Raw genomic sequence first — 23,923 nt, 5'->3', positions numbered from 1 at the left:
CATGGCCCTCAACCGCGACGCCATCCTCGGCGTCAACGACCTCCTGACCGAGAAGGTCGACGTTCCCGAGTGGGGCGGCGAGGTCATCGTCCGCGGGCTGACCGGCGAGGAGCGCGACGCCTACGAGGCCTCCCGTCGGCAGATCCGCAACGCCGGCACTCCGCAGCAGGAACTCGTCATCCTCTCCGAGAACATGAGGGCGGGCCTGCTCGTGAAGTGCCTGATCGACGAGAACGGCGACCGCCTGTTCACTGACCAGGACGCTGGCCTGCTCGGCATGAAGAACGGCCGCACCCTCGACCGGCTCTTCGACGTCGCGTCCCGGCTCTCTGGGCTCAGTGACGAGGAGGCCGAGCAGATGGAGGGAAACTCCGTGACGGCGAGCGAGGACGCCGCTTCTACTTCGTCCTCGCCCGAGACCTCGGATGCACCGTCGCAGAGCTACTGAGGCGCATCTCCTCTAGGGAACTGACCGAGTGGGAGATCTTCTACCGCATTGAAGCCGAGGAACGCGAAGTCGCCGAGGTCGAAGAAGAGAAGCGCAGCAGCCGCAACTGGCCCTGACTCGCCCGCAATGTGAGGGGAGGCGGCCATGGCGTCCACTGCTGTCGTCTACCGGCTCATCGCCCGCGACAACGCGTCCCGCGTGTTCAACAACGTCGGCCGGTCCGCGCAGCGTCTGCAGACCACGTCCGAGCGGGTGGGCGCGGCCCTCAAGAAGGGCCTGACCATCGGTGCGATCGCCACAGCCGGGCTCGGCGCGAGCGTCGTGCAGATGGCGGGCGACTTCGAGAAGAACATGAACCGCGTCGAGGCCCTCAGTGGCGCGACGGGTTCCCAGCTGAAGAAGCTGCGTGACCAGGCCAAGGATCTCGGACGCAGCACCCAGTACAGCGCCTCCCAGTCCGCGGACGCCATGGCGCAGCTCGCCACGGCCGGCCTGAACGTCAACCAGATCTACGGCTCGATGCCGTCGGTGCTGGCGTTGGCGTCCAGCGAGCAGCTGGACCTGACTCGCTCTGCGGAGATCTCCACGTCGGTCATGACCGGCTACGGCATGACCGTCAAGCAGATGCCGCACGCCATCGACGCCATGGTGAAAGCGTCCGTCAAGGCCAACACCTCGGTGGACGATCTCGGTGAGGCGTTCAAGTACGCCGGCCCCATCGCACACACCGCCGGGCTGAAGTTCGAGGAGACGGTTGCCTCGATGGCCCTCATGGGCAACGCCGGCATCAAGGCGTCCATGGCCGGTACCGCGCTGCGCGGCGCGGTGACGCGGCTCCTGTCACCCACCAACAAGATCACGGAGACGCTGGACGACCTGGGTGTCAAGGTGTCGACGGCGGACGGCAAGCTGCGCCCGCTCAACGAGATCGTGCAGGATTTGGCGAAGCACGGAGCAACAACCGGCCAGATCATGACGATCTTCGGGCAGCGAGCTGGCCCCGGTATGGCCGCACTGATCCAGCAGGGGTCGGACAAGCTCGTCGGCCTCACCAAAGAGCTGGAGAACTCCGGCGGCACCGCCGACCGCATCTCAAAGATTCAGATGAAGGGCTGGCGCGGTGAGATCACCAGGTTGAAGAACGCCTGGGAAGGACTGATGATCGCCATCGGCGACAGTGGCGTCCTCACCGTCGCGACCAAGGCGCTGTCTGGGGTGACGACAGCCGTCGGCGGTTTCGCGAGCTGGGTCAACGAGCGCGGGGTTCCAGCAGCGCAAAACATCAAGAGCCGCCTGGGCGACATCGTTCCTGTCGGAGACATCAAGCGCCAGTTCGGTGAAGCAAAGACGGCCGTCTCCGACTTCCTCGCCGGCCTGTCCGGTAACAACGTGAAGAACGTCGCCGTCCCCAGCATCGACAAGGCGCCCGTGATGGTGTCGAAGGGGCACGCCGCGGACATCGGCCGGTCCATCCATGACGCCATCGCTGGCGGCGTCAAGGACATCGACTGGGGAAACCTCGGCAGCATCCTTGGCAAGGGCCTGTCCGATGCAATCGGCTGGGTCGGTCAGCACGCGGCCGACATGACGAAGAAGTTCGCTGGAATCCTCGCGGGCATCGACTGGGTGAATGTTGGTAAGGGCGTGGGCGGCCAGGCGATCCCGTTCGCGATCGGCTTCATCAATGACCTGTTCAAGCCGCTGTTCTCCCTCGACTTCTGGAAGAAGCACTGGCTCGACGCGATCATCGCTGTCTTCTCGGTGATCCCGATCGGACGCATCGCCGGGGTGCTGGGGAAGCTGTTCAGCAAGATCCCCATCCTCAAGATCTTCTCGCCGATCCTGCGCGGCATCGAGGGTCTGGGCGGGACTGTCGAGAAGGGTCTGATGAAGACCATCCTCAAGCCGCTCGCCCGGTTCGGGCGGGCCGTGTGGGACGGCATCGTCAAGGGCTTCACCAAGGTCTTCCCTCAGGCTGCTGGCAAGATCGACGAGTGGGCCGGGAAGATGGCCCTGAACATCCTGGGCTACGCCGGCCGTATGGCCGCCGCAGGACTGCGCATGATCCAGGGCCTGGGTCGAGGCATCCTGTCCTTCGGAACGAAGATCGGCGAGTACATCGGCCGCGTGATCGGCTGGCTGGTCAAGCCGTTCGCCCGAGCGGGCTCGTGGCTGTGGACCAAGGGCAAGGCCATCGTCGTCGGCCTCAAGGACGGCGTGGTCTCCGCAGCCCGGGGTATTGCAGGCTGGGCTTGGCGTAACGTCGGGCGGCCAGCCGTAGACGCCTTCAAGGGCGTCGGTAGCTGGCTGTGGTCTAAAGGTCGAGCCTTCGTCGTCGGCCTGAAGAACGGCGTCGTTGCGGGCGCCAAAGGCATCGGGGGCTGGATCTACAGGAACGTCGTGGCGCCCCAGGTGACCACGTTCGCTCGTGCCGGTTCCTGGCTGTGGTCCCGAGGCAAGCAGCTCGTCGGCGGCATGAAGAACGGCGTGCTCTCCGCAGCCAAGGGCATCGGAGGCTGGGCATGGCGCAACGTCGGCCGACCGGCCGTAGACGCCTTCAAGAATGCTGGTAGCTGGCTGTGGTCTAAGGGCAAGCACCTGATCTCTGGACTAAAGGACGGCATCGTCTCGGGCGTCGAGGGCATCGGTGGATGGATCAAGACGAACCTGATCGACCCGGTCGTGGGGGCGGTCAAGCACTTCTTCGGTATCCGCTCACCAAGCCGCGTATTCATGGGCATCGGCGGTCACCTCGTCAGCGGCCTCATGAAGGGCATGGCGAAGACGTCGGGCACGGCAATCGCCAAGAAGGTCTTCGGCAGCCTGCCCAAGGCCCTCGGGTCGATCGTGAAGAAGGGGCTCGTCAAGGTCAGCGAACTGCCTGGGAAGGCACTGAAAGCGTTGGGTTCCCTCGGCGGGGACTTCCTCGGCCTGCTCGGGCTCGGTGGTAGCGGTGGCAGTTCCTCGGCCAACCAGAAGATCGGGCAGATGCTCGCGGCTGGCCGCGGATGGTCCGGGCAGCAGTGGATCGCCCTGCGAGCACTGTGGAACGGTGAGTCCGGCTGGAACGAGCGAGCGCTGAACAAGGCGTCCGGCGCCTACGGCATCCCGCAGTCGCTGCCCGCCTCGAAGATGGCCTCGGCCGGCTCCGACTGGCGGACCAACGCGGCCACGCAGATCAAGTGGGGCCTGAACTACATCGCCGAGCGCTACGGAAGCCCGCTGCACGCCTACTCGCAGTGGCTCGCGAGGTCGCCGCACTGGTACGCGAAGGGCACCGGCGGCGCCGCCCCGGGCCTTGCCTGGGTCGGCGAGCGCGGCCCGGAGCTGGTGAACTTCAAGGGCGGTGAGGACGTCCTCAGTCACCCGCAGTCCATGGCATTCGCCAAGGCCCACGGCATCAAACTGCCCGGGTACGCCTCCGGCACCATCGAGAACGCCGCGGACCGGCAGCGCCGGGCCCGGCAGAAGGTGGAGGACGCCAAGGACGACCTTGCCAGGGCCAAGCGCAGGCACAAGGGCGTCGCCGCGGCAGAGAAGCGTCTCAAGGCCGCAGAGAAGGAGCTGCAGGCCGCCGAGATCGCCCTCCGCAACGCGAAACGGTCGGCGAAGAACACCATCGCCAACAGCATCAAGACCGGCTTGGAGAAGACTCTCGCCACCGGCACGGCGTCGGCCATCGGCTCGGCCATCAAGAGCCTGGCCACGAAGCTGCTGAACGCCGGCTACGGCCGCACCGCGGCACGCGTGCAGAAGCAGGGCGCCAAGCTGCAGAGGCTCTCCACAAGGCGCGCCGACATCCAGAAGCGCATCGCGGAGGCCAACCAGTACGCCGCCGATCAGGCCGGGAACATCCGGGACTTCCTCAGCATCTCGGGGACGTCCGCGACGAATGTCGGCGACCTCATCTCCCAGATGGGGGGCCAGCAGAAGACCGCCTCCAACTTCGTGGCCCTCACGAAGTCCCTGAAGGCGCGTGGGGCGTCGAAGGCGCTGCTGCAGCAGTTGTCCGATGCCGGTCCGGGCAGCCAGCTCGCGACCATCCTCGGCCAGAAGAATGTCACCACGGGCGACATCGCCAAGCTGAACAAGCTGATCAGCTCGGGCGGCAAGCTCGCGACGTCCTTCGGTCGCGACATGGCCGACATGATGTACGACAGCGGCAAGGACGCCGGAAAGGGCTTCCTCGCCGGCCTGAAGGCGCAGGAGAAGGCGCTCGGCAAGCAGATGGCGAAGCTAGCCAAGGACTTGATCAAGGAGATCAAGAAAGCGCTGAAGATCAAGAGCCCATCGGGTGTCTTCCGCGACGAGGTCGGAAAGAACGTCGTCCTAGGCATGGCCGAGGGAATCGATCTGCACGGTCACCTCGTCGGCGCCGCAGCCCAGCGGCTCGCCGGCAGCGCCACCGACGCCTACAAGACCCGCCGCTATGTCCCCACCACCCCCCGCAGGAGGCCCGCGCCGCACGACGATCAGGTGTGGGAGCGGCTCGCCGCCGCTCTGGAGTCCCTGGCCGCGGAACTGGGTCCGGAGGTCCACGTCCATTTCAACGACGATCGCCTGCGGAACCTCATCGACGTGCAGGTCCGGCCGAAGATCAAGGCGTCCGAGGATCGGCAGGCCTACCTGGCGCGGGTAGGGAGGAGGCTGAGGTGACCATCTCGTTCGGCAGCACCGGAGCCCAGGTCAGCCACACCGACACCATCACACCCGTGGTGGCTGGTACAGCCGGGCACCTGGCCATCTTGCAGGTGGTCTCCGGGCATCCGAACGACAACATCCCCTCGACCCCCTCCGGGTGGACGCTTGCGGGAAGTACATCCGGTGGAGGCGGCGTCTTCGGCGCCTCCACCGGACCACGACGCCTCACCTGGTTCGTGCGCGTGCTCGTCGGGGGAGACGCCAACCCCACCACCGCCATACCCTCAGGGTCGGCCGGCTCCATCATCACCGGCCGCATCGTCAGCCTGTCTCGGACCGCTGGCACCGGCTGGCGCTGGGCAGTCAGCTTCGGCGACGACCAGACCAGCGGCACCGGCTTCTCCGCCACCGGCACCACAGCCCTGACCTGGAGGTCAGGGGACTGGGCTGTCATCGGCTACGGCGTCGCATCGAACGCCGACAGTTACACCGCAGAGGCCATCTCCGTCAGCGGTGTCACTTTCGGAGCCGTGACTGAGCGAGCAGACACCGCAGTCGCCACCGGAAACGGAGGCACCGTGGCCCTGGCGACAGCCTCCGTCTCGTCCGGCACCGCCACGCTCGGCCCCACCCTCACCGCCACCTTGGCCAGCGCATCCACCGGCATCGCCGGGGTGCTGCGCGTCCGGGAGGCGTCGACGGACATCACCGCCAGCGCACAGTCCGTCTTCCCGCCGCGGAACCTCGTGTCTGCGACCGGGCTCACCGGAGACGACATCGTCACCGCCACTCTGTATCGGCAGGTCGGCACCGACCTCACAGCTGTGCGAGCAGCCAGCAACGTCGACGTCACCGGGCAGGCGTCGCTGCTGCGCGTCGACGCCGAGCAGCCATTCGGGGTCAGCCTGACCTATGCCGCCGTCCTCACCGACGTCAACGGCGCCCAATGGACCATCTACTCGTCGTCACTCACATCCACCGTGACCAGCGACGTCATCTCCGACGCCATCCGAGGCGTCGGCGCCGCCGTCAAAGTGGAGTCGCCGCTCGGATGGAAACGCGACCGCGACAGCAGCAGCTTCAACATCAACGGACGCATCGTGGTCGTGGGCCGGCCCCGGTCGGCCCCCTCCGCGACCATCACCGTCCGCACGGAGACCGACGAGGCCGGCGACGCCCTCAACGAGATCCTCGATCACGCCACCGAGGGCACCATTCTGCTGCGCCGGCAGACATCGCTGCCGCGACTCGACGGCACCTACGCGCTCATCGACGACAGCGAAGACCCCAACTGGTACGACACCTACCGCTGGTTCCAGCTGAACCTCGTCAAGAGCGACGACTGGCCGGACGTGATGGAGGCGGCCGGATTCACACTGCAGGACATCGCGAACAACTTCTCCACGCTCCAGGACATCGCCAACGCCTTCCCCGGCACACTCCTGAGCCTCGCCCAGCACGACTTCGGACCTTGACATGCTCGATATGTCGACAACTGCGCTCGCTGTCGTGCAGGGCAGCTACACCATGGCCATGCGCGCCGAATCCTGGCTCGACGGCCAGCTCATCGCCGACAACATCCCCATAGCCGACGGCTCCGAGAGCCGCGACCGCTCCCTCGCCGTCCCCGAACAGATCAGCCTCACGATCCCGCGCCGGGAAGGCGGCTTCGACTGGGACCCCGGCACCGACCCCGAGCACCCCCTCGCCGCCTACGGGCAGCAGCTCCGCATCGACTACGGCGTCGACGTCGGCGGCCAGTTCGAATGGATCAACCGGGGCTGGTTCCTCGTCACCGAGTCCGGTACCGACGGCGAAACCGTCTCTGTCACCTGCCAGGGCCTGCTCACCCTCATTGACGAGGCCAAACTCATCAGCCCGTACCAGCCCAGCACCAGCGACACGCTCGGCACCGTCATCCGCGGCCTCGTCGAGCCAGCCCTCACCGTGTCGTTCGACGGTGGCCTCACCGACCGTTCGGTGCCGCTCGGCATGCAGTGGGACAACGACCGGCTCGCCGCCGTCACCGAAGTCCTCAACGCCTGGGGCGCCGAAGCCAGTGTGACCGCGGACGGCTACCTGCTCGTCGAGCCCGTCAGCGACTTCGGCGCCCCGCTCCTGGAGATCACCGATGACCGGGCCACCGGCACCGTCGTCCGCTGGCAGGGAGCCACCAGCAGAGAAGGCGCCTTCAACGTCGTCGTCGCCCAAGGCGAGGACTCCACCGGCAACCAACTGCAGGGCGTCGCCTACGACGGCGCGGGCGACTCCCCGTACCGATACGGCGGCCCTTTCAGCCCGCTCCCCGTCCCCTACACCTACCAGTCCAGTCTGCTCACGACAGTCTCCCAATGCCGCACAGCCGCCTCCGCACAGCTCAAGCTGCTACGTCGGCAGGCCTTCCGGAAACTCGGCGTGACCATGGTGCCCCACCCCGGCCTCGTCCCCGGCGACATCCTCTCCGTCACCGGCGCCGGCCTCACCCAAGCGCTCTGTGTCATCGAGTCGATGACTCTGCCGTACTCCCCAGGCGAGCAGACCCTCACCATCCGCGTTCTATAGGAGGTGCGATGGCCAGCCTCGCCGGCACCCGTGTCTCTCTCGCTGGTACGGGCACCCTCCGCGGCACGGCCGTATCCACCGTGTCCGGCAACGCCTGCTTGGTCATGGTGGGCGGCATCCAGGTGACAGCCCGGGTGGCCACCACTCTGACCGTCGCAGTCGGCAACGTCCTGCTGCTCGCCCGCCTAGGCAGCACGTACTACGTCATCAATGTCGTCCCGCCCGCCCCGACGACCACGCCGACGACGCCAACCCCCGTGGACAACACCCCCCCTGTCGACACCGGGGACAAGCCGCCGCCGCCCAAACCCACGACGACGACCGGCACGCTGACGTGCGTCCCCGTGGCCACCGCCTGCTACCGGGACGGCTCTTGGCGCTCCGACGGCGACCCCGTCAACAGCTTCGACCTGTACCAGGGCCGCTACGGCGGCTCCTCTTACGGCCGCAACACGGGCGTCGCCTTCTACGGCTCCAAGCCGCACACCTTGTCGGGCGCCACCTGCACCAAGGCGACCGTGAAGATCAAGCGGCTGTCCGCTGGTGACTATTCCGCTCGCTCGGCAACGCTCCGGCTTGTCTCCCAGACGACCCGGCCCGGCGGGGCGCCGACCCTGAACGAGTCGACCAGCGGGCCCAGCCTGAAGATCGGCGACTCCACCACGTTCACGCTGCCCACCTCGTGGGGCCAGGCACTGATCGACGGCACCCGCGGCGGCATCGGCATCAGCATCAGCAGCGACGACCCGTACATCCACCTCGCCGGACGCAGCTCCTGGTCCGCCGCCTTCACCGTAACGATCTCCTGGAGGCGCACCTCGTCATGACCGCCAACACCTCCAAGGGCATCACCTATCCCCAGAGCACGGACCACACCCGGATCTGGGAACACATGCAGACGCTCGCCACCACAGCCGACAACATCATCTTCGGCAACATCGACCGGCAGATCTTCACCTCCAGCGGCACATGGACACGCCCCGCAAACGCCATCCGCATCTTCGTCCAGGTGCAGGCCGCAGGCGGCGGATCCGGGGGAGTGGCGGCGACCGGCGCAGGACAGGCCGCCTGCGCCCCGGGCGGCGCCGGCGGCGAGTACGCCGAAGGCTGGTTCACCCCGGCCGCGACCGGTGCCGGCGTCTCCGTCATCGTAGGCGCCGGAGGCACGCCCGGCTCAGCCGGGGCAAATGCTGGCGGCGACGGCGGGCAATCCACCTTCGGCGCGCTCATCACCTGCAACGGAGGCGGCGGATCAGCAGGCGGAACCGCCTCGGCCGCCACCTCCATCGGCGCCCCCAACGGCGGCACCGGCGGCACCGGTGGTGACTTCCGCGTTGCCGGCGGCGACGGCGGCAACGGCCAGGTCATCGGCGGCGTCCCCGTCAAGTACAACAACGGCGGCTACGCCTTCCTCGGCGGCGCCCGCCGTGCATCCGGCGTCGCCGCGTCGACGACCACCGGGTTCAACGGTTACCCCTACGGCGGCGGCGCCTCCGGTCCCGCCAACGGTGCCTCGCAGGCCGCGGTAGCCGGATCCACTGGCGCTAGCGGCATCGTCATCGTCACCACCTTCACCGCATAAGGAGCCCCGATGCCCCTCGATCCGCCCCAGACATCGACCAGCGACGTCACCTGGGTCGTCAACGGCCGCTACAACGCCAACAGCGTCACCAGCTTCCAGGTGCACATCAGCGTCGAAGGCCCCTCCGACGAGGACGAAGGCGACGCCTGCCTCCAGGCCCTCGTCGACCTCCTCCGCACCCGCTTCGCCGGCGTCACCGGCACCAAGGGCTACACCTCCTACACCACCCGGGCCATGACCCCGTCCTGACCGACTACTACAGCCCGGCAGCAGCCCCTCCGGGGGCATTTTTCATGCCCGAGGAGCTCCATGCGCACGCACGTCTTCCACCCGTCAGACCCGCGGCTAGGCCGGCACGTCCAGCACGATCCCCGCTCTCTGCGGTACGCGCACGGTGTCCTGCCGAAGTCCGCGTTCCGGAGCGTCGACTGGGTCCGCCGGGCGCCCATCTTCGACCAGGGGCAGTTGGGCAGCTGCACGGGCAACGCGGCGACGGGCCTGCTCGGCACGGACTCCGCGGTCAGGCCGGGCCTTACCTCGGTGACGGTCTCCGGGAACGTGCTGCCCGTCGACGAGACTCTGGCCGTGCAGGTGTACAGCCTCGCCACACAGCTCGACAGCATCCAGGGCGCCTACCCGCCCGACGACACCGGTTCCAGCGGGCTCGGCGCCGCGAAGGCCCTCGTGCAGCTGGGGCTGGCCACCAAGTACCGGCACGCCTTCAGCGTCGACGCGGTGAAGAGTGCCCTGCAGTCGGCGCCCGTCATGGTCGGCACGATCTGGCTGGACAGCATGTTCGACGTCGACACCGGCAGCGGCTACGTCCACGTCGACCGCGGCACGGCCGTGGCCGGCGGTCACGAGTACATCATCAGCGCCTACGACGCCTCCACCCACGCCTTCCGTCTCGACAACTCATGGGGCGAAGGCTGGGGGGTCCGTGGCAGCGCGTGGCTCGCCCAGACAGACCTGCAGTGGCTGCTCTCCCAGGACGGAGACGTCACCGTCCCCGTCTGGACCGTCGCCCCCGCACCCAAACCCGCGGTCACGGCCGCAGACCTCGCCGAGCAGGTGCGGTCCCTCCTCGCAGCGAACGGAGTCTGACCATGGTCGACCTGTGGATGCCGGGCGCGACTCGGCACTCCCTCGGCAACACCGGCGCGATGAACGGCGGGCCTGCTCGCGCCGTCTGGCACATCACGTCCAACGCCAAGGACTGGACCTTCGCGCGCGAGCTGGGCTGGTTCACGGGCGGCGGCGCCTCGGTGGCCCCGCATCTGCTGTGGGACCCGTTCACGGGAGAGATCGCGCAGTTCTTCCCCGCGGACTCCCGCAGCCTAAGCCTGCAGAACGCTGGCGACGTGAAGACGAACCGCACTGGCAAGTACTGCATCCAGATCGAGATCGTCTTCACCGAGGGCGAGACCGTCAACGGCAAGAAGTACGCCACCGTGCGGGACACCCCATGCAAGAACCTCGACAAGATCGTGGCCTGGCTCCGCAGCCTCGGCATCCCCGACACCTGGCCCGGCGGCGCGCCCACCGGCTTCACTCGTGACACCGTCAGCCTCGACGCGTGGCTCAAGCTCGGCGGCCACTACGGACACAACCAGGTCCCCGGAAATTCGCATGTCGACCCGGGCCCCATGCCGAACCTCTTCGCGACCGTGCCGGCCCCGCAGAAGCCGCCCACGACGAAGCCCAAGGTGTCCCTCGCCCACGTCGTGTACGCGGCCAAGCACGACCCCGCTGCTGCGCAGGGCCACACCTCATACAAGAGCGAGGTGCTGCTCGTCGAGAAGGCCCTGGCTGCGGAGAAGCTGCTCGCCTCCCAGTGGGTCGACGGCTCCTACGGCACCAAGACCCTGACGGCCTACGCCGCCTGGCAGCGGAAGCTCGGCTACACCGGCTCGGACGCCGACGGCACCCCAGGCAAGACCAGCCTGACCAGGCTCGGTGACAAGCACGGCTTCGCCGTCACAGCCTGACCCCTACTCGCAGAACGGTACCTCTCATGCCCACGTACAGAATCTTCGGCCGCGAACCGGCGGCGGTCCTGGCCTTCATCAGCGTCATCGTGAAGCTGGTCTCCGCCTACGTCTTCCACGCCTCCGAGACCCAGCAGGCCACCGTCAACACCGTCGCCGCCTGCGCCGTGGCCCTGCTCATCGCCATCAGTGCCCACGACTCGGTCGGTGCCGCCGTGTTCAATCTGGCGCAGGCCGTCATCGCCGCAGCGGTCGGCTTCGGACTCAAGCTCGACGCCGACCACCAGGCCCTGTGGCTGTCCCTGGTGACCGTCGTCATCGGCCTGTGGTCCCGCACCCAGGTCATCGCGCCCACACCGGTGCCCGCGAGGACGGCACCGCGAAGCGTCTGAGCCAGTGCACGTCTTATCAGCAGGGGAGGGCGCGGTGAGCACGGTCTTCGGTATCAACCCGGGAGGCGTCGGGCTCGGCGCGCTCCTCACCCTCGTCATCCTGTTCATCCTCACCGGCCGCCTCGTCCCCCGGAAGACCCACGAGGATGCCCTCGCCGACCGTGACCGCTGGCGCGAGGCGTTCCTCCAGAGCGAGGCGGCCCGCCAGCTGGAGCACGAACAGACGGGGGAACTGCTAGAGATGGCGCGACTCGGCGGCCGTATCCTCACCGCACTACCCCACCCGGGGCGCGCGGACAAGGAGGAGGTGAGGAGCGGTGGCGATGCCAGCCTGGATCCGACGCCTCATACACAGCTCTGACCGCCACGATCCCTGTGACTCCGAAGCCGCGCTGGCTCGGGCCTGTGAGGCGCGGCGGGCCGCCGAGGCTCGCCGGCCAGTCGTCGAAGCGGTGGCCGCGCGGCTACGGCAGGCTCGCGAGGAGAACCACTTCCGGGAGCGCATCGAGCAGGCCTTCCGAGGAGCCGAACAGTGAGAGAGATGAGCGTCGACATGTGGGTGAATGTGGCCGCGTCGGTGCTGGCCGCTGCGGCGTGTGTCGTGTTCGTGGCGACGTACCACCTCCACGCCTCTTGGTGGAGGTCAGAAGTCGGCCGCAACCTGATGGGGTTCGCCGCCGCCGTCGGCATGCTGTGCCTGTACACGGTGCTCGTGACGGTGTGGCCGACTGGCTGCGTGGCCATCCTCCTGCGCGCGATCCGCACGGTCGTACTGCTCGCGGTGGCCGCGCTGATGGTGCAGCGCACCCGGTTGCTGATCAAGGCTCAGCGGGAGTACCGCGACCGAACTGGAGTGTGAAATGCCCGAACCGCCGCACCCCCGGGAGGATCCCGGCGCTGCCGACATGCGGGTGCTCGTGCAGCTGGGCCGCGAGGAGTCGCCTCCCGTACCCGCGCCGGCCACCAACCCGTTCCTGGAACCGCAGTACCCCGACGGCGCCTGGACTGACGGCACCGATCCCGCATGAGAACGCCCCCGCTCCTCGCCGCGTACAGCGGTTGGGGAGCGGGGGCGTTTCTTCGTCTCAGAACGGGGCCTGGCCGCTGCCGAGGATGCGGATGACGAAGGGGTTGCCGTCGTTGCTGGTCCAGTCCGACCGGTCGGGGCGGATGAACTCGCCGGGCTTCCCGTCGATGAGTAGGTGGCCGTCGTCGACGTTCAGCAGCACCGGAACGAGGGCCTGATCGTGGAAGGTGAGAGTTCCGCGCCAGCTGCCGGACGGGTCCTTCGTGAGGTCTGCGGCGGTGTCGAACTGCCGGCCGTCGTCGACGAGGAGGACGGCAGGGCCGTTGTACGTGGTCATGGTTGGAGGCTAGCGGCGGCGTCAAGCGAGCTGTTCATCAATCGGTCGTTACATGGCGGCGGCCACCAAGGGGCGTAGTTCGGGCGTAGTTTCCTGCGATCCGTTCATCAAACGGTTCATCAACCGCTAGCGTTCAACTAACTACACCTACCCCTTTGATGAATGAGAGGCTGCATGGCCCTGGTTGGACTCGTTCGCGTATCCACCGACAAGCAGAACGTCGACCGGCAGCACGATGCGCTCGACCCGATCTGCGTCAAGGTCTTCGAAGAGAAGGTCTCCGGCAAGCTGGCCGTCGTAGACCGCCCCGGCCTCAGCGCCGCCCTCGACTACCTACGCGACGGCGACATGCTCTGCGTCCAGGAAGTCGACCGCCTCGGCCGCGACACCCTCACCGGCCTCATGACGCTCGCCGAACTCTTCGAGCGAGGCGTCGCCGTGAAAGTCCTGACAGGCGTCGGCGCTGGCGAACACAAGGAGATGAACCTGCTCCTCGAACTCGCCCTCGTCCTTGCGTCCGAACGGCGCCGGGACATCGTCAAGAAGACCAAGGACGGCCTCGCCGCCGCCCGCGCGCGCGGACGTGTGGGCGGGCGCCGGCCCGTCATGACCGAGGCCCTGACGATCCAAGCTGTGGCCCTACGCGAGAAGGGCTTCAGCATCCGGCAGATCCAGCCGCACCTGCGGATCGCCGACGGCAAGAACAAGGGGAAGAACCCCAGCACTGGCGCCATCTCCCAGGCGCTGCGCGCCCACGACGCGGCCAAGGAGATGGCGGAGTGACCGACCAAAGGCCAGGGAAGTGGGCCATCGTTCAGCACTGGGCCGCTGAGCCCTTCGGGTATGAGGTGTTCGCACCACACCTCGACGCCGGTAATCCATGCTGCTTCGCCTGCGGTTGGCACTCCGAACGATGGGCGGAAGGGCGTAGCCCCCGCAAGGCGTGGGAGCGGGCAACCCTGGAACGCGCGCACATCGTCCCGGCAGGGCTGGGCGGCTCCAATGCGGCCAACAACATCATCCTGCTGTGCGGTCCCTGTCACCGCGATGCGCCGGACTGGCACGACCCCTGGGAGATGGCCGTCTGGATATCCCGCCGGGCCGAGCGTGCAAGCAAGGAGCTAGAGCACGTGGATACATGGCTTCGAGCTGCCGAAGCGGTACCGCTCTTCAAGCAGGCACTCGGTGAGGTGGTGGCCCGGGGTGGCTCGGCGGAGCAGACCGTCGAGGTGATGCGCCGACACACCCGTCGTGCGGTCGTGCACAGCGGAGAGCTGAGCCAAGGAACGATGGAGGCGATCCTGCGAGCCACAGCCCGCGAGCTACTGCCCTGATCCGGTAGTGCCCCGCCGCGCAGTCCCCCTCCTGGCGGGCATCTATTTCCAGCCGACGTCTTCCTGAGTGGCTGGTTCGTGATGCATGGTGTTCCGCACGGGAATCCCCCAACCCCCAGGTGGACTCCCCTCTCGGGCCCTGCCGTCTGCTGCGGACGGCGGGGCCCGCCGCACCTCCCGGCTCCCCACGGGAGGCCCTGTGGCTGCCGTGCGTGGCCTACGCCACAACCCCACTGCACTGCCAGTGCACACGGCACCCGCGGGCCCCGCCACGATGAGTCCCATGACCGAGCTGCTGCACGAGCTGTACGAGGTGGAACGCCTCCAGATCCTCGCCGGGGACCCAGAGGGCGCGCACCTTCGCCGCGAGTACTTGCTGCGCCGGGCCGCGGTCCTGGACCGGCTGGCAGAGACACCGGAGCGGGTGGACTGGGTCATCGACTACGTCATCCACGCCGCCCTCGCCGCGCGCGACCTACTTGAGCACGATGCAACGCACTCCAGCACGCACGGTGCAATCCCCGCTGATGCGGCTTGCTGGGGGAACGACCCCCGCGGCTACGCCCGGCAAGAGCACCGGGCCTGGATCATCGACACCCTGTAGGAGGACACCATGGACAGCGTGTGGGACGACTACGTCACCGCCGACGGCACTCGCGTACACGTCAGCACCGACGGCTATCGGCACGCGATCAGCCAGCACGGCGTCACCAGCCAGCCTGACCCGCACCACTCGCCGGCCGACGCCGCCGCCCTTGAACGCGGGGACATCGACATCGTTGAGTACCGGCGCCGCTACAACCGGCGGGCGGCTCAGTCCAGGTAGCCGAGCGCCGAGTCGGGGCGGCAGTGCGGGCAGGCGGGCACGCCCTCGGTGAGCGCTCGCAGTGCTACGTCCCGGGGCACGCCGCGGCTGCGTTTGGCCGCGTTCCAGCAGCCGCCTTCGTGCACGTACACCGGCACGGCGTCCCGGCCGATGCCCAGCTCCAGCATCCAGTCGGGCGCCGGCGGCCGGGCCTGCTCGCCCTGCTGCCGCTCCGCCTCCCGCCGCTCGGCCTCGGCGATCTGCTGCCGGACCCGGTCGAGGCTCACGGCGAGCCACGTCTCCAGGGTGCGGAGCCGGGGAAGATCGGGCGGCAAATCGTTCACGGGTTCGATTCTATGATGGTGCTCGTGACGAGCAACCCCGACCCCAGCCGCTACCACCTGCTGCTCACCTCCGACGGCCGGCCGATCCAGCACGGCTGGTGGGGGAGTGAGGAGACCGCGCGGGACAAGTTCCGGCGCTGGATCGGCGAGCACGGCAGCCTGCCCGACGCCCGCGTCACCCTCACCGACGAGGACACCGGCGAGCAGCTGGACGCCTGGCCCGACGACAGCCCCGGCATTGTTAGTGGGCCGGGTTAACGTGGTGGGGTCATTGTTCGTGCCCGCTCTGCACGGCTGACTGCTCGAATGGCGCCCCGCCGGAGTGATGCCCGGCGGGGCGTTGCGCTATCAGGCCGCCTTCTGTGCTGCTCGACGCTTGGCAGCGAACTCGCGCTGACGGCGATTATGGCAGGCGATACAGAGCCGAGCGCCAGTCGCCCGAATGATGCGGGTGTTCTCCGGCGTGAACTCGTGGCCGTGCTTGCAGTGGGTTCGCAGGTGGCGCCCAGCTTTGGTATGGGGCGAGCGGGTGCGGTTCTCGCTCTGGGTGACCGCGTCGAGGTGGTACGGGTTGATACACCGGTGATGAATGCAGTAGGTGCCGCCAGGGCACTCCGGGTCTCGATTGTGGCAGGCGTGGTCGATGACGAGGCCTGGCGGTATCGGACCCTTGACGAGCACGTAGGCGGCTCGGTGCGCGTACTCAGCATGGCCGGAGCCGAGGGAGATCTGGCCGTACCCGGTGACTGGGTTGGATGTTCCCGTCCAGATCATGCATCCGTTGCGACCAGCTACCACGCGGCTGAACAAGCGGACCAACGCGGGCTCAGGCTGTATCGCCTCGAAGGTGCCCGTCTTCTTCAGGGCGTAGACGTGCCGCTGGTAGCAGTTCCGGCACCGCCCGCGGGTGAGGCTCTGGCGGCGCTCCTCGGACTTCGGCTTGCCGCAGTTGATGCAGCTGTCGATTGGTTCAGTCATCCGTCTGCGCCTTCCGCCAGTAGGTGGCGTCGGGGCGTTCGGGCAGCTCGGAGTCGGGGCGCCGGATGTACCAGTCGATGAAGGCCCGGATGACGGCTGCACGCTCACTGCCTTGGGCTTTGGCGGCGAGGTCAAAGTCGTACCACTCGTCGCCGATGCGCATCTGGCGGGCGGGGGTCTTCGGCTGGTTCGGCATGCGTGAACCGTAGCCGGGTGTAGCTACGACAGCCATTTCTTGATCCTTTCTCGCGGGTGCTTGCGGTGTAGCTACACCTACTCTACGGTGTAGCTACACCTGGATCAACCACCCGCGCTCAACCCACCGCCACCGAAAGGACCCCGCCGTGGAGATCGTGAAGCTGGACAACGACGGCACCGTCACCGTGAAGATGACCGCCGCAGAGGCGAAGGAGGTCCGCGACGACCTCGGCGGCATCGCGTTCACCCTGGTGACCAAGTCCGGCGACAAGCTGCACAGCCTGCTGGAGTGCGTCACGCCGAACCAGCGCACCAGCCGGGCCCGGCCGACGTTCCCCGGCGGCGGCTTCTGACCCGCACGCCCGCCGCCTGACCGCCCGACACGACAGGATGGACCCCATGGCATTCACCACAGGAACCCGCGTCACCGTCCCCGAGTACAGCGTTCCCGACAACTGGGCGCGCGAGGGCGAGATCGCCGAGAGCAACGACGAGACCGCTGTAGTGGAACTGGACGACGGGCACCGTCAGGAAATCCCGCTGGACGAACTCACCATCGCCGACTGACCACCTCTGCAGAACCCGAAGGCCCCGACCCTGCCGCCCAGGATCGGGGCCTTCCTCCTGCGCTTTACGCCGCGGTCGCCATCTCCCCGCGGTCGGCCGCGATCCACTCATCCCGCAGCTGCTCGTACCGGTCCCGGGTAGGCCCCCACAGCCAGCCACCCGTCTCCTGCATCAACGCACGGATCTCCGCCTGCACGACCTCGGCCGGCCGCGGCGCACCCTCGGGCGGGGGAGTGGTGGACATGATCCGACTGTATCGGCCGGGTCTGACAGTGGCCTAGGAGTTCGAGCGGTCGGCGATGTACGTGCCCTTCGCCGGCAGCGTTACGACGAGACCGCGCTCCCGTAGATCCTCGACCGCCCGCCGCACGGTGCCCACCGCGACGCCGACCTGCTCGGCCAGCTCCCGCTCGCCCTCCAGGCGCGCGCCCGGCTGCAGCTCACCCGAGTCGATGCGGGCCGCGATCCAGTCGGCGACCTGCCGCCACACGTAGACGGGCCGCTGCGGATCCACCACCGGCTCTTGATCACCCATGCTCCGAAGCTAGGGCGGCATACCACAGCCCATCTCGGCAGGTAGCTCCATACAGCGGCATGGAGCAGTGTGTAGCGGTACCGTCTGATCAGGACAGCACAGACCCCCGCGACCGCGCACACGGCCCGGGGGCACGGCCGACGGAGTGGAATGTCGACATGGGTGAGAGTAGACCCGAACCCCCCGCCGCGAACCCAGTCCGGCTGGGCAAGCTCAGCCCGCTGCAACGGGCCTGGCGCGACTACCGCCGCCACACCGACAGCTGTGGCCGGTGCCGAACGAGGGCCGGCGGCCGGTGCGAGGAGGCTGCCCGTCTCTGGTCTGCACACCGTGCACTATGCGACGAGGCCTACGCCACGCTCGCCGCCGACCAGGACCGGTCGTGCCCGTAAGGCAAGGAATGGGCGCGGTCGTTGCCTGTAGGGAAAGTCCTGGCCAGGGGGTGGGCGCGCTACGTGGCGGTAGCTGTGTGCGGCGTTAGATAAATGCAGCGCGCAGCCTTCCCTCGCGGGGGCAACCTGTTGTTGAATCTTCTTCAACGGCCGGTCAGGAAGCGGCTGCGCCGTCCCCTGCTGTCAGCCGTGCAGGAGGTCGGTGACGTGTACGCGGAGGGCGTGAGCGACGTGAAGCAGGTGGCTGAGTTTCATCTCGGAGCCGGCTTCCATGCGCTGGATCGTGGACCGGTCGACGCCGGCCGCGTGGGCGAGGGTCTCCTGGGTCATGTCCAGATGCAGCCGACGCACGCGGATGCGGTCGCCGACGGCCCGACGGGCGTCGATGATCCACTGCGGATGGTCGGAGGCTGGCACCCGACACACGCTTTAACGATCATGGTCTCACGTCAGCAGCAGATCTGAGGCATTTTTTGATCATGAAGCCTTGTGGTCTGGCATATGCCGCAGGGCTCGCTGTAGTGTCCAGAAATAGAACACGTGTTCACTCGAAGGGGTGAACTGTGGCATCGACCTGCATCCATCCGGCAATCCGGAAGGTCGAAGCATCCAAGACGTGCCGGTGGGTCACGCAGCGGCGCCCTCCGTTGTGGGCCACCGGCGCGAGCCCGCCCCCGGTCGCAAGACTGGGGGCGGGCGCTCGTTTTGGGAGACGACTTGGGAGACGATCATGCAGGCGGAACCCCGAGAAGCACCCAAGCAACCCGGAACAACGCAGCCAGACAGCCCGTAAGGACGTGGGTTTTCGTGAGCAGGGGCAGGCAGTGCACCGGGACGCGGCGATCTACACCATTTTCGAGGGGACGAGCGAGATCCAGCGGCTCGTCATCGCGCGGGCCCTGTCCGGGATGCCGATCCGGTAGCACCGTGGGGCGGGGGTGCGCTGCGGGCATGCCGGTTCATCCCGGCCTGTCCCGCAGTGCCCCGCGCCCCCGACGAGTCACCTGTGCCTGAGCGGCGTCAGCTGCTGGATGTCGTACTTGGCCCGCAGCGCCTCGATCGCCTCCTGGTCCGGCGGGCCGCCGTCGGCAAGGATCTCCAGCAGTTCCTCGAAGTAGCGCTCGTGATCCGGTGGGGGAGAGGCCTGGAAGAACATCTTGGCCGGGGTCTCCGTCGGATTGGCGAAGGCGTGGGGGCAGCCCGGAGGTACCACGACGACCGTGCCCGGCGTCGCGCGGACCACGCGGTTGCCCGAACGGGACTCCCACTTCTGCCAGTTGTCGGGGGTGCGGACGCGTGGCTCGAAGGCGAGGACGTCCAGCTCGCCCTCCAGCACGTAGAACAACTCCTCGCTGCGCGTGTGCACATGGGCGCCCACGTCGAAGCCCGGCGGGACCTCCACCTCGAAGGTGGAGGCCATCCGCGAGTGGGTGCCGGTGACCTTGAAGGTCACCCGCTGGGCCGGAGTCGCCACGACACGGCCGTGGCCCGGCGGCACGTACAGTCCCTCGGTCTCGGTCATGGGCGGCTCACCAGGTCACCGGAAGGGATTCGGGCCCCCGGATCAACGCGCCCTTGCGGAAGGTGACCTGGTCCGGCGGTACGGCCAGGCGCAGCCGCGGGACCCGGTCCAGCAGGGCGTCCATCAGCAGTTCCTCCTCCAGTCGGGCCAGCATGCCGCCGGGGCAGTAGTGCGGGCCGAAGCCGAACGCCACATGCGGGTTGGGGCTGCGGGAGAAGTCGATCGTGTCCGGGTCGGTGAAGACGGCCGGGTCGCGGTTGGCGGCCAGGTAGGAGACGTACACCGGGTCGCCGGCGCGGATGCGGACGCCGCCGATGTCCACGTCCCGCAGGGCGATCCGGGACAGGCCGACCGCGTTGCGGTGCGGGATCCAGCGCAGGAGTTCGTCGATCGCCCGGGGGCGCAGCTCCGGCTCCGCGCGCAGCCGCCTCAGCAGGCCGGGGCGGGTCAGCAGCAGGTAGAACATCTGCCCGCTGTTGTTGGTGACCGCCTCGCCGCCGATCTGGAGCAGGACGGCGAGGCCGACGGCCTCCTCCAGCGTGACCTCGCCCCGGCCCAGCGCGGCGCCGAGGAGCGAGGTGACGTCCTCGCCGGTGCTGTTCTCGCGCAGGCCGATGAGGTCCGCGAAGTAGGCGCTCATCTCCCGCTTGGCCGTCTCGCTGACGTCCTTGCCGTGCGCGGCCGACAGGATCAGCTGGGTCCAGGTGTGCATGCTGTGCCGGTCGCCGGCCGGGACGCCCATCAGCTCGCAGATCACCGCGATCGGGAACGGGCCGAGGACCGCCGCCGTGAGATCCGCGGGAGGACCGCCCTGGAGGAGGTCGTCGACCAGCTCGGCGAGCATGCTCCGGGCCCGGGCGCGGACCCGCTCGACGCCCTTCGCCGTGAAGGCGGCGGCGACCGAGCGGCGCAGCCGGGTGTGGTCGGGCGGGTCGAGGAAGCCGACCGCGTCCCGGTCGGGGATGAAGTGCGGGGCGAGCCGGGTGACCTGCCGGTCCATGACGGCCGCACGGCTGAAGCCGGGGTCGTTGGTCACCCTGCGTACATCGTCGTACCGGGTGACCAGCCAGGCCCAGCCCTCGCCGTTGGGCAGCTGGACCCGGGTGACCGGGCCCTCGGCCATCAGTTCCGCCAGCACCGGGTCGAACTGCGTTCCGGTGAGGTCGAGCGCCGGCCAGTGCCGGACCGGGGGCCGGGTCTCGGGGAGCGTGGTCTGCCCGATCATCGGGTGTCCCCGTCGGCGTCGACCCAGCGGCCCACCGTCATCTCGGCGGTGATACCGGGGCCGAAGCCGGCGAGCAGTCCACGGGCGCGGTCCTCGGCGCCGCCTTCGTCGAACAGCCGGCGCAGCGCGTCCAGGACGACGGCGCTGGCGATGTTGCCGTACTCGGTGAGCGTGGCCCGGCTGAACCGGAAGGCGTGCGGGTCGACCTGCAGGAACTTGCTGAGGTCGTCGAGTATTCGGGGACCGCCCGCGTGGATGATGTAGAAGTCCAGGTCGGACGCGTCCCAGCCGTGGCTGCCTGCCAGGTCCTTGAGCGCCGGGGCGAGCGGTTCCATGGTCGCCGGCACCCGCTTGTCCAGCAGGAAGTGGAAGCCGGTGGCCCGGACGTCGTAGGCGATCCAGTCCTCGGTCTTCGGGATCAGGTAGGAGCCGTTGCGCTCCAGGCTGACGCCCGTGCCGCCGCGCCCGCGCACCACGGCGGCGGCGATGCCGTCGCCGAACAGTCCGTTGGAGAGCAGCGAGCCGACGCCGAGGTCGGTGGGCTGGTAGCACAGCGAGCAGAACTCGCAGGCCACGATCAGGGCGTTGGCGTGCGGGTAGGCCGAGCAGAAGTCGTGCGCCCGGTTGATCGCCGCACCGCCGGCCGCGCAGCCCAGCTGGGCGATGGGGAGCTGGCGGGTGGTGCTGTCGAAGTCCATCTCGTTGATGAGCCACGCCGTGAGCGAGGGCATCATGAAGCCGGTGCACGAGACGTAAATGATCACGTCGATGTCGCTGGTGAGCAGCTCCGCGTCGTCCAGCGCACGCTGGATCACCGCCGGGACGCGGGCCTTGGCCTCGGCCTCGTAGAGCTTGTTGCGCTCCTCGAAACCCGGATGCTTCAGGGTCTCCTCGATGGGCTGCACGATGTGCCGTGTCCTGACGCCGGTGTTCTCGATCAGCCTCAGGGCGAGTGGCAGTTGAGGGTGGTCCGCGTGGCGGGAGCGCGCCAGCTCCAGCGTCTCCTCCATCGTGATCACGTGCTCCGGGACCGACACCGAGGGTCTGCACAAAGTCGCCATGAACCGTCCCTGCTTTCCGCTCTCCGGAGGGCCTGGGCCCCCGGCCAGAAGGTGGGTTCACCTCTGTGGGTGCTACACCCACCGTCACCCGGGAGGACGACGATCTCGCGCTGGGTTACTCCGAATCGGGGACCCGCGGTCCGTCGCGCAGGGCGATTCATGCCGCCGGACGAGGGAAAACGCGGGAACGGCGGTTACGGCGCCGGACGGAGGAACGCGGGGAACGGCGGTTACGGCGCCCCGCTGCTGTGCGCGATGCAGGCGACGTCGATACGGTCCGCCAGTTTCGCCAGCTCGATGGTGAGCGCGGCGACGGTGTCCTCGTCCAGCACCTGCTCCCCGGCCTCGACCAGATGCAGCCACCGCGCACCCACGGTCCGCAACAACTTACTCACGTCGGCCGCGGCCACCTGCAAGGTACCGCGGTCGTCGACGATCAGAGGCAGGGTCACTTCGCGGTTCACAAAACGGGATGGTAGCCGCGAGGCGCTCACGCACCCTGCCAAACCGTGGTGATGTTGCAGAACTCCCGGATTCCGTGCCCGGACAGCTCACGCCCGTACCCGGACCGCTTCACCCCGCCGAACGGGAACGCCGGATGGGAGGCGGTCATCCCGTTGACGAACACGGAGCCGGCCTCCAGGTCCCGCGCGAACCGCTCCACCTCGTTCTCGTCACGCGTCCAGACGTTGGAACTCAGCCCGAACGGCGTGTCGTTGGCGATCAGTACGGCCTCGTCCACGTCGTCCGCCCGGTACAGCGTGGCGACCGGTCCGAAGGCCTCCTCGCGGTGGATGCGCATCTCCCGGGTGATGCCGGACAGGACGGTCGGCGGGTAGTACCAGCCAGGCCCGTCGGGCCGCTGCCCGCCGCACAGCACCTCGGCCCCGCTGCGCCGGGCGTCGTCCACCAGCTCCTCCAGGTCGGTCCTGCCCTGCTCGCTGGCGAGCGGCCCGATCTCGGTGTCCTCCGCCAGCGGGTCGCCGATCCTGAGCGCCTCCATGCCCGCGACGAACCTCTCGGCGAAGGCGTCGTAGACGTCGGTGTGCACGATGAACCGCTTGGCGGCGATGCAGGACTGCCCGTTGTTCTGCACGCGCGCGGTCACCGCGACCTCGGCCGCGCGGTCCACGTCGGCGGAGGGCATGACGACGTAGGGATCGCTGCCGCCCAGCTCCAGCACCGTCTTCTTGATCATCTGGCCGGAGGTGGACGCGACCGCCCGGCCCGCGGGCTCGCTGCCGGTCAGGGTGGCCGCCTTCACGCGCTCGTCGCGCAGGATGTCGTCCACCGCGCCGGACCCGATCAGCAGCGTCTGGAAGCAGCCCTCCTGGAAGCCCGCCCGGTGGAACAGGTCCTCCAGGTACAGGGCCGTCTGCGGGACGTTGGAGGCGTGTTTGAGCAGGCCGACGTTGCCGGCCATCAGCGCGGGCGCCGCGAACCGGACGACCTGCCACAGGGGGAAGTTCCAGGGCATCACGGCGAGCACCGGACCGAGTGGCCGGTAGCGGACCCGGACCCGGCCGGCGCCGGAGTCGCGAACGTCCTGCTCGGGGGGCTCCTCGTCGGCCAGCAGCCCCTCGGCGCGTTCCGCGTACCAGCGCATCGCCTTGGCGCACTTCGCGGCCTCCGCGCGGGCCTGCCTGACCGGCTTGCCCATCTCGGTGGTCATGATCCGGCCGATCTCCTGCTGGTCCTCGTCCAGCAGGTCGGCGGCCTTGTTCAGCAGTCGGGCGCGGTCGGCGAAGGAGGTCGTCCGGTACGTGCGGAAGGTGGCCTCGGCGAGTTCGAGCCGGCGTTCCAGCTCGTCCTCGTCCATGGGCTCGTACGTCTTGAGCGTCTCGCCGTTCGCCGGGTTCACCGTCGCGATGGGCATGGCTGACCTCCCTGGGAGCGGGCTTGTCTCGACCTTCGCGCGCGGCCCCGCAAGTCGCAACGCGACAGGCCTCCGGGCGGTTCCTTCCGGTCGCCGCAGGAGCGCGCCT

General features: G+C 68.4%; 33 protein-coding genes and 1 pseudogene. 22 read left to right on the top strand and 12 right to left on the bottom strand.

The genetic code is table 11. The annotated features are described in order from the left end of the window. The first annotated feature begins 1 nt into the window (after position 1). From S1361_RS06400 to S1361_RS06340, 14 genes are all read left to right on the top strand, one after another. The gene (locus S1361_RS06400; protein ID WP_208030857.1) at positions 2–448 is read left to right on the top strand and encodes a phage tail assembly chaperone; all 447 of its coding nucleotides are present in this window, start codon (positions 2–4) and stop codon (positions 446–448) included. A 144-nt stretch (positions 449–592) separates the two neighbouring features. Next, positions 593–5,104: a phage tail tape measure protein gene (locus S1361_RS06395; protein ID WP_208030856.1), complete on the top strand. Its 4,512-nt coding sequence runs from the start codon at positions 593–595 to the stop codon at positions 5,102–5,104. After that, positions 5,101–6,564 (top strand): hypothetical protein, encoded by a 1,464-nt coding sequence (locus S1361_RS06390; protein ID WP_208030855.1) that lies wholly within the window; start codon positions 5,101–5,103, stop codon positions 6,562–6,564. Before S1361_RS06395 ends, S1361_RS06390 begins: the two co-directional genes overlap by 4 nt. Before the next feature lie 10 nt (positions 6,565–6,574). Continuing rightward, complete coding sequence (locus tag S1361_RS06385; protein WP_208030854.1) at positions 6,575–7,651, top strand: hypothetical protein; 1,077 nt, start codon at positions 6,575–6,577, stop codon at positions 7,649–7,651. A gap of 8 nt (positions 7,652–7,659) precedes the next feature. Beyond that, positions 7,660–8,478, top strand: coding sequence for a hypothetical protein (locus tag S1361_RS06380; protein WP_208030853.1), 819 nt, complete (start codon positions 7,660–7,662; stop codon positions 8,476–8,478). Between the two features lie 65 nt (positions 8,479–8,543). After that, on the top strand, positions 8,544–9,233 hold the full coding sequence (locus S1361_RS06375; RefSeq protein WP_208030852.1) for a glycine-rich domain-containing protein: 690 nt from the start codon (positions 8,544–8,546) through the stop codon (positions 9,231–9,233). Between the two features lie 9 nt (positions 9,234–9,242). Next, positions 9,243–9,482, top strand: a complete 240-nt coding sequence (locus S1361_RS06370) for a hypothetical protein (RefSeq protein WP_208030851.1) — start codon at positions 9,243–9,245, stop codon at positions 9,480–9,482. A 60-nt stretch (positions 9,483–9,542) separates the two neighbouring features. Then, the gene (locus S1361_RS06365) at positions 9,543–10,337 is read left to right on the top strand and encodes a C1 family peptidase (protein WP_208030850.1); all 795 of its coding nucleotides are present in this window, start codon (positions 9,543–9,545) and stop codon (positions 10,335–10,337) included. A 2-nt stretch (positions 10,338–10,339) separates the two neighbouring features. Beyond that, positions 10,340–11,221, top strand: coding sequence for an endolysin (locus S1361_RS06360; RefSeq protein WP_208030849.1), 882 nt, complete (start codon positions 10,340–10,342; stop codon positions 11,219–11,221). Between the two features lie 26 nt (positions 11,222–11,247). After that, the gene (locus S1361_RS06355) at positions 11,248–11,613 is read left to right on the top strand and encodes a hypothetical protein (RefSeq protein WP_208030848.1); all 366 of its coding nucleotides are present in this window, start codon (positions 11,248–11,250) and stop codon (positions 11,611–11,613) included. A 34-nt stretch (positions 11,614–11,647) separates the two neighbouring features. Continuing rightward, a complete protein-coding gene (locus S1361_RS06350) occupies positions 11,648–11,974 on the top strand; it encodes a hypothetical protein (RefSeq protein ID WP_208030847.1) in 327 nt (108 codons plus the stop codon). Continuing rightward, positions 11,937–12,149: a DUF7620 family protein gene (locus S1361_RS40250; protein ID WP_425086592.1), complete on the top strand. Its 213-nt coding sequence runs from the start codon at positions 11,937–11,939 to the stop codon at positions 12,147–12,149. The genes S1361_RS06350 and S1361_RS40250 overlap by 38 nt, the downstream gene beginning before the upstream one ends. 5 nt (positions 12,150–12,154) lie before the next feature. Further along, positions 12,155–12,472 carry a putative phage holin gene (locus S1361_RS06345; protein WP_208030846.1) on the top strand — a complete coding sequence of 106 codons (318 nt, stop codon included), beginning with the start codon at positions 12,155–12,157 and terminating at the stop codon, positions 12,470–12,472. A 1-nt stretch (position 12,473) separates the two neighbouring features. Then, positions 12,474–12,641 carry a hypothetical protein gene (locus S1361_RS06340; protein ID WP_208030845.1) on the top strand — a complete coding sequence of 56 codons (168 nt, stop codon included), beginning with the start codon at positions 12,474–12,476 and terminating at the stop codon, positions 12,639–12,641. A gap of 57 nt (positions 12,642–12,698) precedes the next feature. On the opposite strand, the gene S1361_RS06335 is transcribed toward S1361_RS06340, so the two are convergent. After that, on the bottom strand, positions 12,699–12,977 hold the full coding sequence (locus S1361_RS06335) for a hypothetical protein (protein ID WP_208030844.1): 279 nt from the start codon (positions 12,975–12,977) through the stop codon (positions 12,699–12,701). Positions 12,978–13,151: 174 nt separating this feature from the next. Here S1361_RS06335 and S1361_RS06330 point away from each other — a divergent pair, with 174 nt between their 5' ends. From S1361_RS06330 to S1361_RS06315, 4 genes are all read left to right on the top strand, one after another. Continuing rightward, a complete protein-coding gene (locus S1361_RS06330) occupies positions 13,152–13,760 on the top strand; it encodes a recombinase family protein (RefSeq protein ID WP_208030843.1) in 609 nt (202 codons plus the stop codon). Then, positions 13,757–14,311 carry an HNH endonuclease signature motif containing protein gene (locus S1361_RS06325; RefSeq protein WP_208030842.1) on the top strand — a complete coding sequence of 185 codons (555 nt, stop codon included), beginning with the start codon at positions 13,757–13,759 and terminating at the stop codon, positions 14,309–14,311. Before S1361_RS06330 ends, S1361_RS06325 begins: the two co-directional genes overlap by 4 nt. A 283-nt stretch (positions 14,312–14,594) precedes the next feature. Next, positions 14,595–14,915, top strand: a complete 321-nt coding sequence (locus S1361_RS06320; protein ID WP_208030841.1) for a hypothetical protein — start codon at positions 14,595–14,597, stop codon at positions 14,913–14,915. 9 nt (positions 14,916–14,924) lie between these two features. Then, positions 14,925–15,137: a hypothetical protein gene (locus S1361_RS06315; protein ID WP_208030840.1), complete on the top strand. Its 213-nt coding sequence runs from the start codon at positions 14,925–14,927 to the stop codon at positions 15,135–15,137. Here the strand turns inward: S1361_RS06315 and S1361_RS06310 are convergent. Continuing rightward, a complete protein-coding gene (locus tag S1361_RS06310) occupies positions 15,125–15,460 on the bottom strand; it encodes a DUF6233 domain-containing protein (RefSeq protein WP_208030839.1) in 336 nt (111 codons plus the stop codon). The genes S1361_RS06315 and S1361_RS06310 overlap by 13 nt on opposite strands. Before the next feature lie 24 nt (positions 15,461–15,484). On the opposite strand from S1361_RS06310, the gene S1361_RS06305 reads away from it, so the two are divergent. Further along, positions 15,485–15,718 carry a hypothetical protein gene (locus tag S1361_RS06305; protein WP_208030838.1) on the top strand — a complete coding sequence of 78 codons (234 nt, stop codon included), beginning with the start codon at positions 15,485–15,487 and terminating at the stop codon, positions 15,716–15,718. 90 nt (positions 15,719–15,808) lie between these two features. Here S1361_RS06305 and S1361_RS06300 read toward each other — a convergent pair whose 3' ends face one another. Together S1361_RS06300 and S1361_RS06295 are read right to left on the bottom strand one after the other, a co-directional pair. Beyond that, positions 15,809–16,438, bottom strand: coding sequence for an HNH endonuclease signature motif containing protein (locus S1361_RS06300; protein WP_208030837.1), 630 nt, complete (start codon positions 16,436–16,438; stop codon positions 15,809–15,811). Next, positions 16,431–16,634: a hypothetical protein gene (locus tag S1361_RS06295; protein WP_208030836.1), complete on the bottom strand. Its 204-nt coding sequence runs from the start codon at positions 16,632–16,634 to the stop codon at positions 16,431–16,433. Before S1361_RS06295 ends, S1361_RS06300 begins: the two co-directional genes overlap by 8 nt. Positions 16,635–16,782: 148 nt before the next feature. Between S1361_RS06295 and S1361_RS06290 the strand changes: the two genes are divergently transcribed. Together S1361_RS06290 and S1361_RS06285 are read left to right on the top strand one after the other, a co-directional pair. Continuing rightward, positions 16,783–16,989, top strand: coding sequence for a hypothetical protein (locus S1361_RS06290; RefSeq protein ID WP_208030835.1), 207 nt, complete (start codon positions 16,783–16,785; stop codon positions 16,987–16,989). Positions 16,990–17,035: 46 nt separating this feature from the next. After that, a complete protein-coding gene (locus S1361_RS06285; protein WP_208030834.1) occupies positions 17,036–17,203 on the top strand; it encodes an LSm family protein in 168 nt (55 codons plus the stop codon). A gap of 64 nt (positions 17,204–17,267) precedes the next feature. Here S1361_RS06285 and S1361_RS06280 read toward each other — a convergent pair whose 3' ends face one another. The 3 genes from S1361_RS06280 to S1361_RS06270 form a co-directional block, all read right to left on the bottom strand. Beyond that, the gene (locus S1361_RS06280; RefSeq protein ID WP_208030833.1) at positions 17,268–17,447 is read right to left on the bottom strand and encodes a hypothetical protein; all 180 of its coding nucleotides are present in this window, start codon (positions 17,445–17,447) and stop codon (positions 17,268–17,270) included. 33 nt (positions 17,448–17,480) lie between these two features. Next, complete coding sequence (locus tag S1361_RS06275; RefSeq protein ID WP_208030832.1) at positions 17,481–17,738, bottom strand: GntR family transcriptional regulator; 258 nt, start codon at positions 17,736–17,738, stop codon at positions 17,481–17,483. Between the two features lie 575 nt (positions 17,739–18,313). Then, on the bottom strand, positions 18,314–18,547 hold the full coding sequence (locus tag S1361_RS06270; protein ID WP_208030831.1) for a helix-turn-helix domain-containing protein: 234 nt from the start codon (positions 18,545–18,547) through the stop codon (positions 18,314–18,316). 401 nt (positions 18,548–18,948) lie between these two features. Here S1361_RS06270 and S1361_RS06265 point away from each other — a divergent pair. Beyond that, positions 18,949–19,053, top strand: a pseudogene (locus tag S1361_RS06265) (acyl-CoA dehydrogenase family protein); the annotation flags it as partial. Between the two features lie 77 nt (positions 19,054–19,130). Here the strand turns inward: S1361_RS06265 and S1361_RS06260 are convergent. The 5 genes from S1361_RS06260 to S1361_RS06240 all read right to left on the bottom strand — a co-directional run bounded on the left by S1361_RS06260 (position 19,131) and on the right by S1361_RS06240 (position 23,814). Then, entirely contained in the window at positions 19,131–19,652 is a 522-nt protein-coding gene (locus tag S1361_RS06260; RefSeq protein WP_208030830.1) for a cupin domain-containing protein, read from the bottom strand. A gap of 7 nt (positions 19,653–19,659) precedes the next feature. Next, positions 19,660–20,877, bottom strand: a complete 1,218-nt coding sequence (locus S1361_RS06255; RefSeq protein WP_425086591.1) for a cytochrome P450 — start codon at positions 20,875–20,877, stop codon at positions 19,660–19,662. Continuing rightward, positions 20,874–21,938, bottom strand: coding sequence for a type III polyketide synthase (locus S1361_RS06250; RefSeq protein WP_208030829.1), 1,065 nt, complete (start codon positions 21,936–21,938; stop codon positions 20,874–20,876). The genes S1361_RS06255 and S1361_RS06250 overlap by 4 nt, the downstream gene beginning before the upstream one ends. A gap of 230 nt (positions 21,939–22,168) precedes the next feature. Continuing rightward, positions 22,169–22,402, bottom strand: a complete 234-nt coding sequence (locus S1361_RS06245; protein WP_030340034.1) for a DUF6213 family protein — start codon at positions 22,400–22,402, stop codon at positions 22,169–22,171. 26 nt (positions 22,403–22,428) lie between these two features. Beyond that, on the bottom strand, positions 22,429–23,814 hold the full coding sequence (locus S1361_RS06240; RefSeq protein WP_208030828.1) for an NADP-dependent succinic semialdehyde dehydrogenase: 1,386 nt from the start codon (positions 23,812–23,814) through the stop codon (positions 22,429–22,431). Positions 23,815–23,923 lie beyond the last annotated feature (109 nt).

It is taken from the genome of Streptomyces cyanogenus, assembly GCF_017526105.1.
Lineage (GTDB): Bacteria > Actinomycetota > Actinomycetes > Streptomycetales > Streptomycetaceae > Streptomyces > Streptomyces cyanogenus.
The sequence above is the reverse complement of the archived record's forward strand: the minus strand, read 5'-3'. Positions and strand labels throughout refer to the sequence as shown.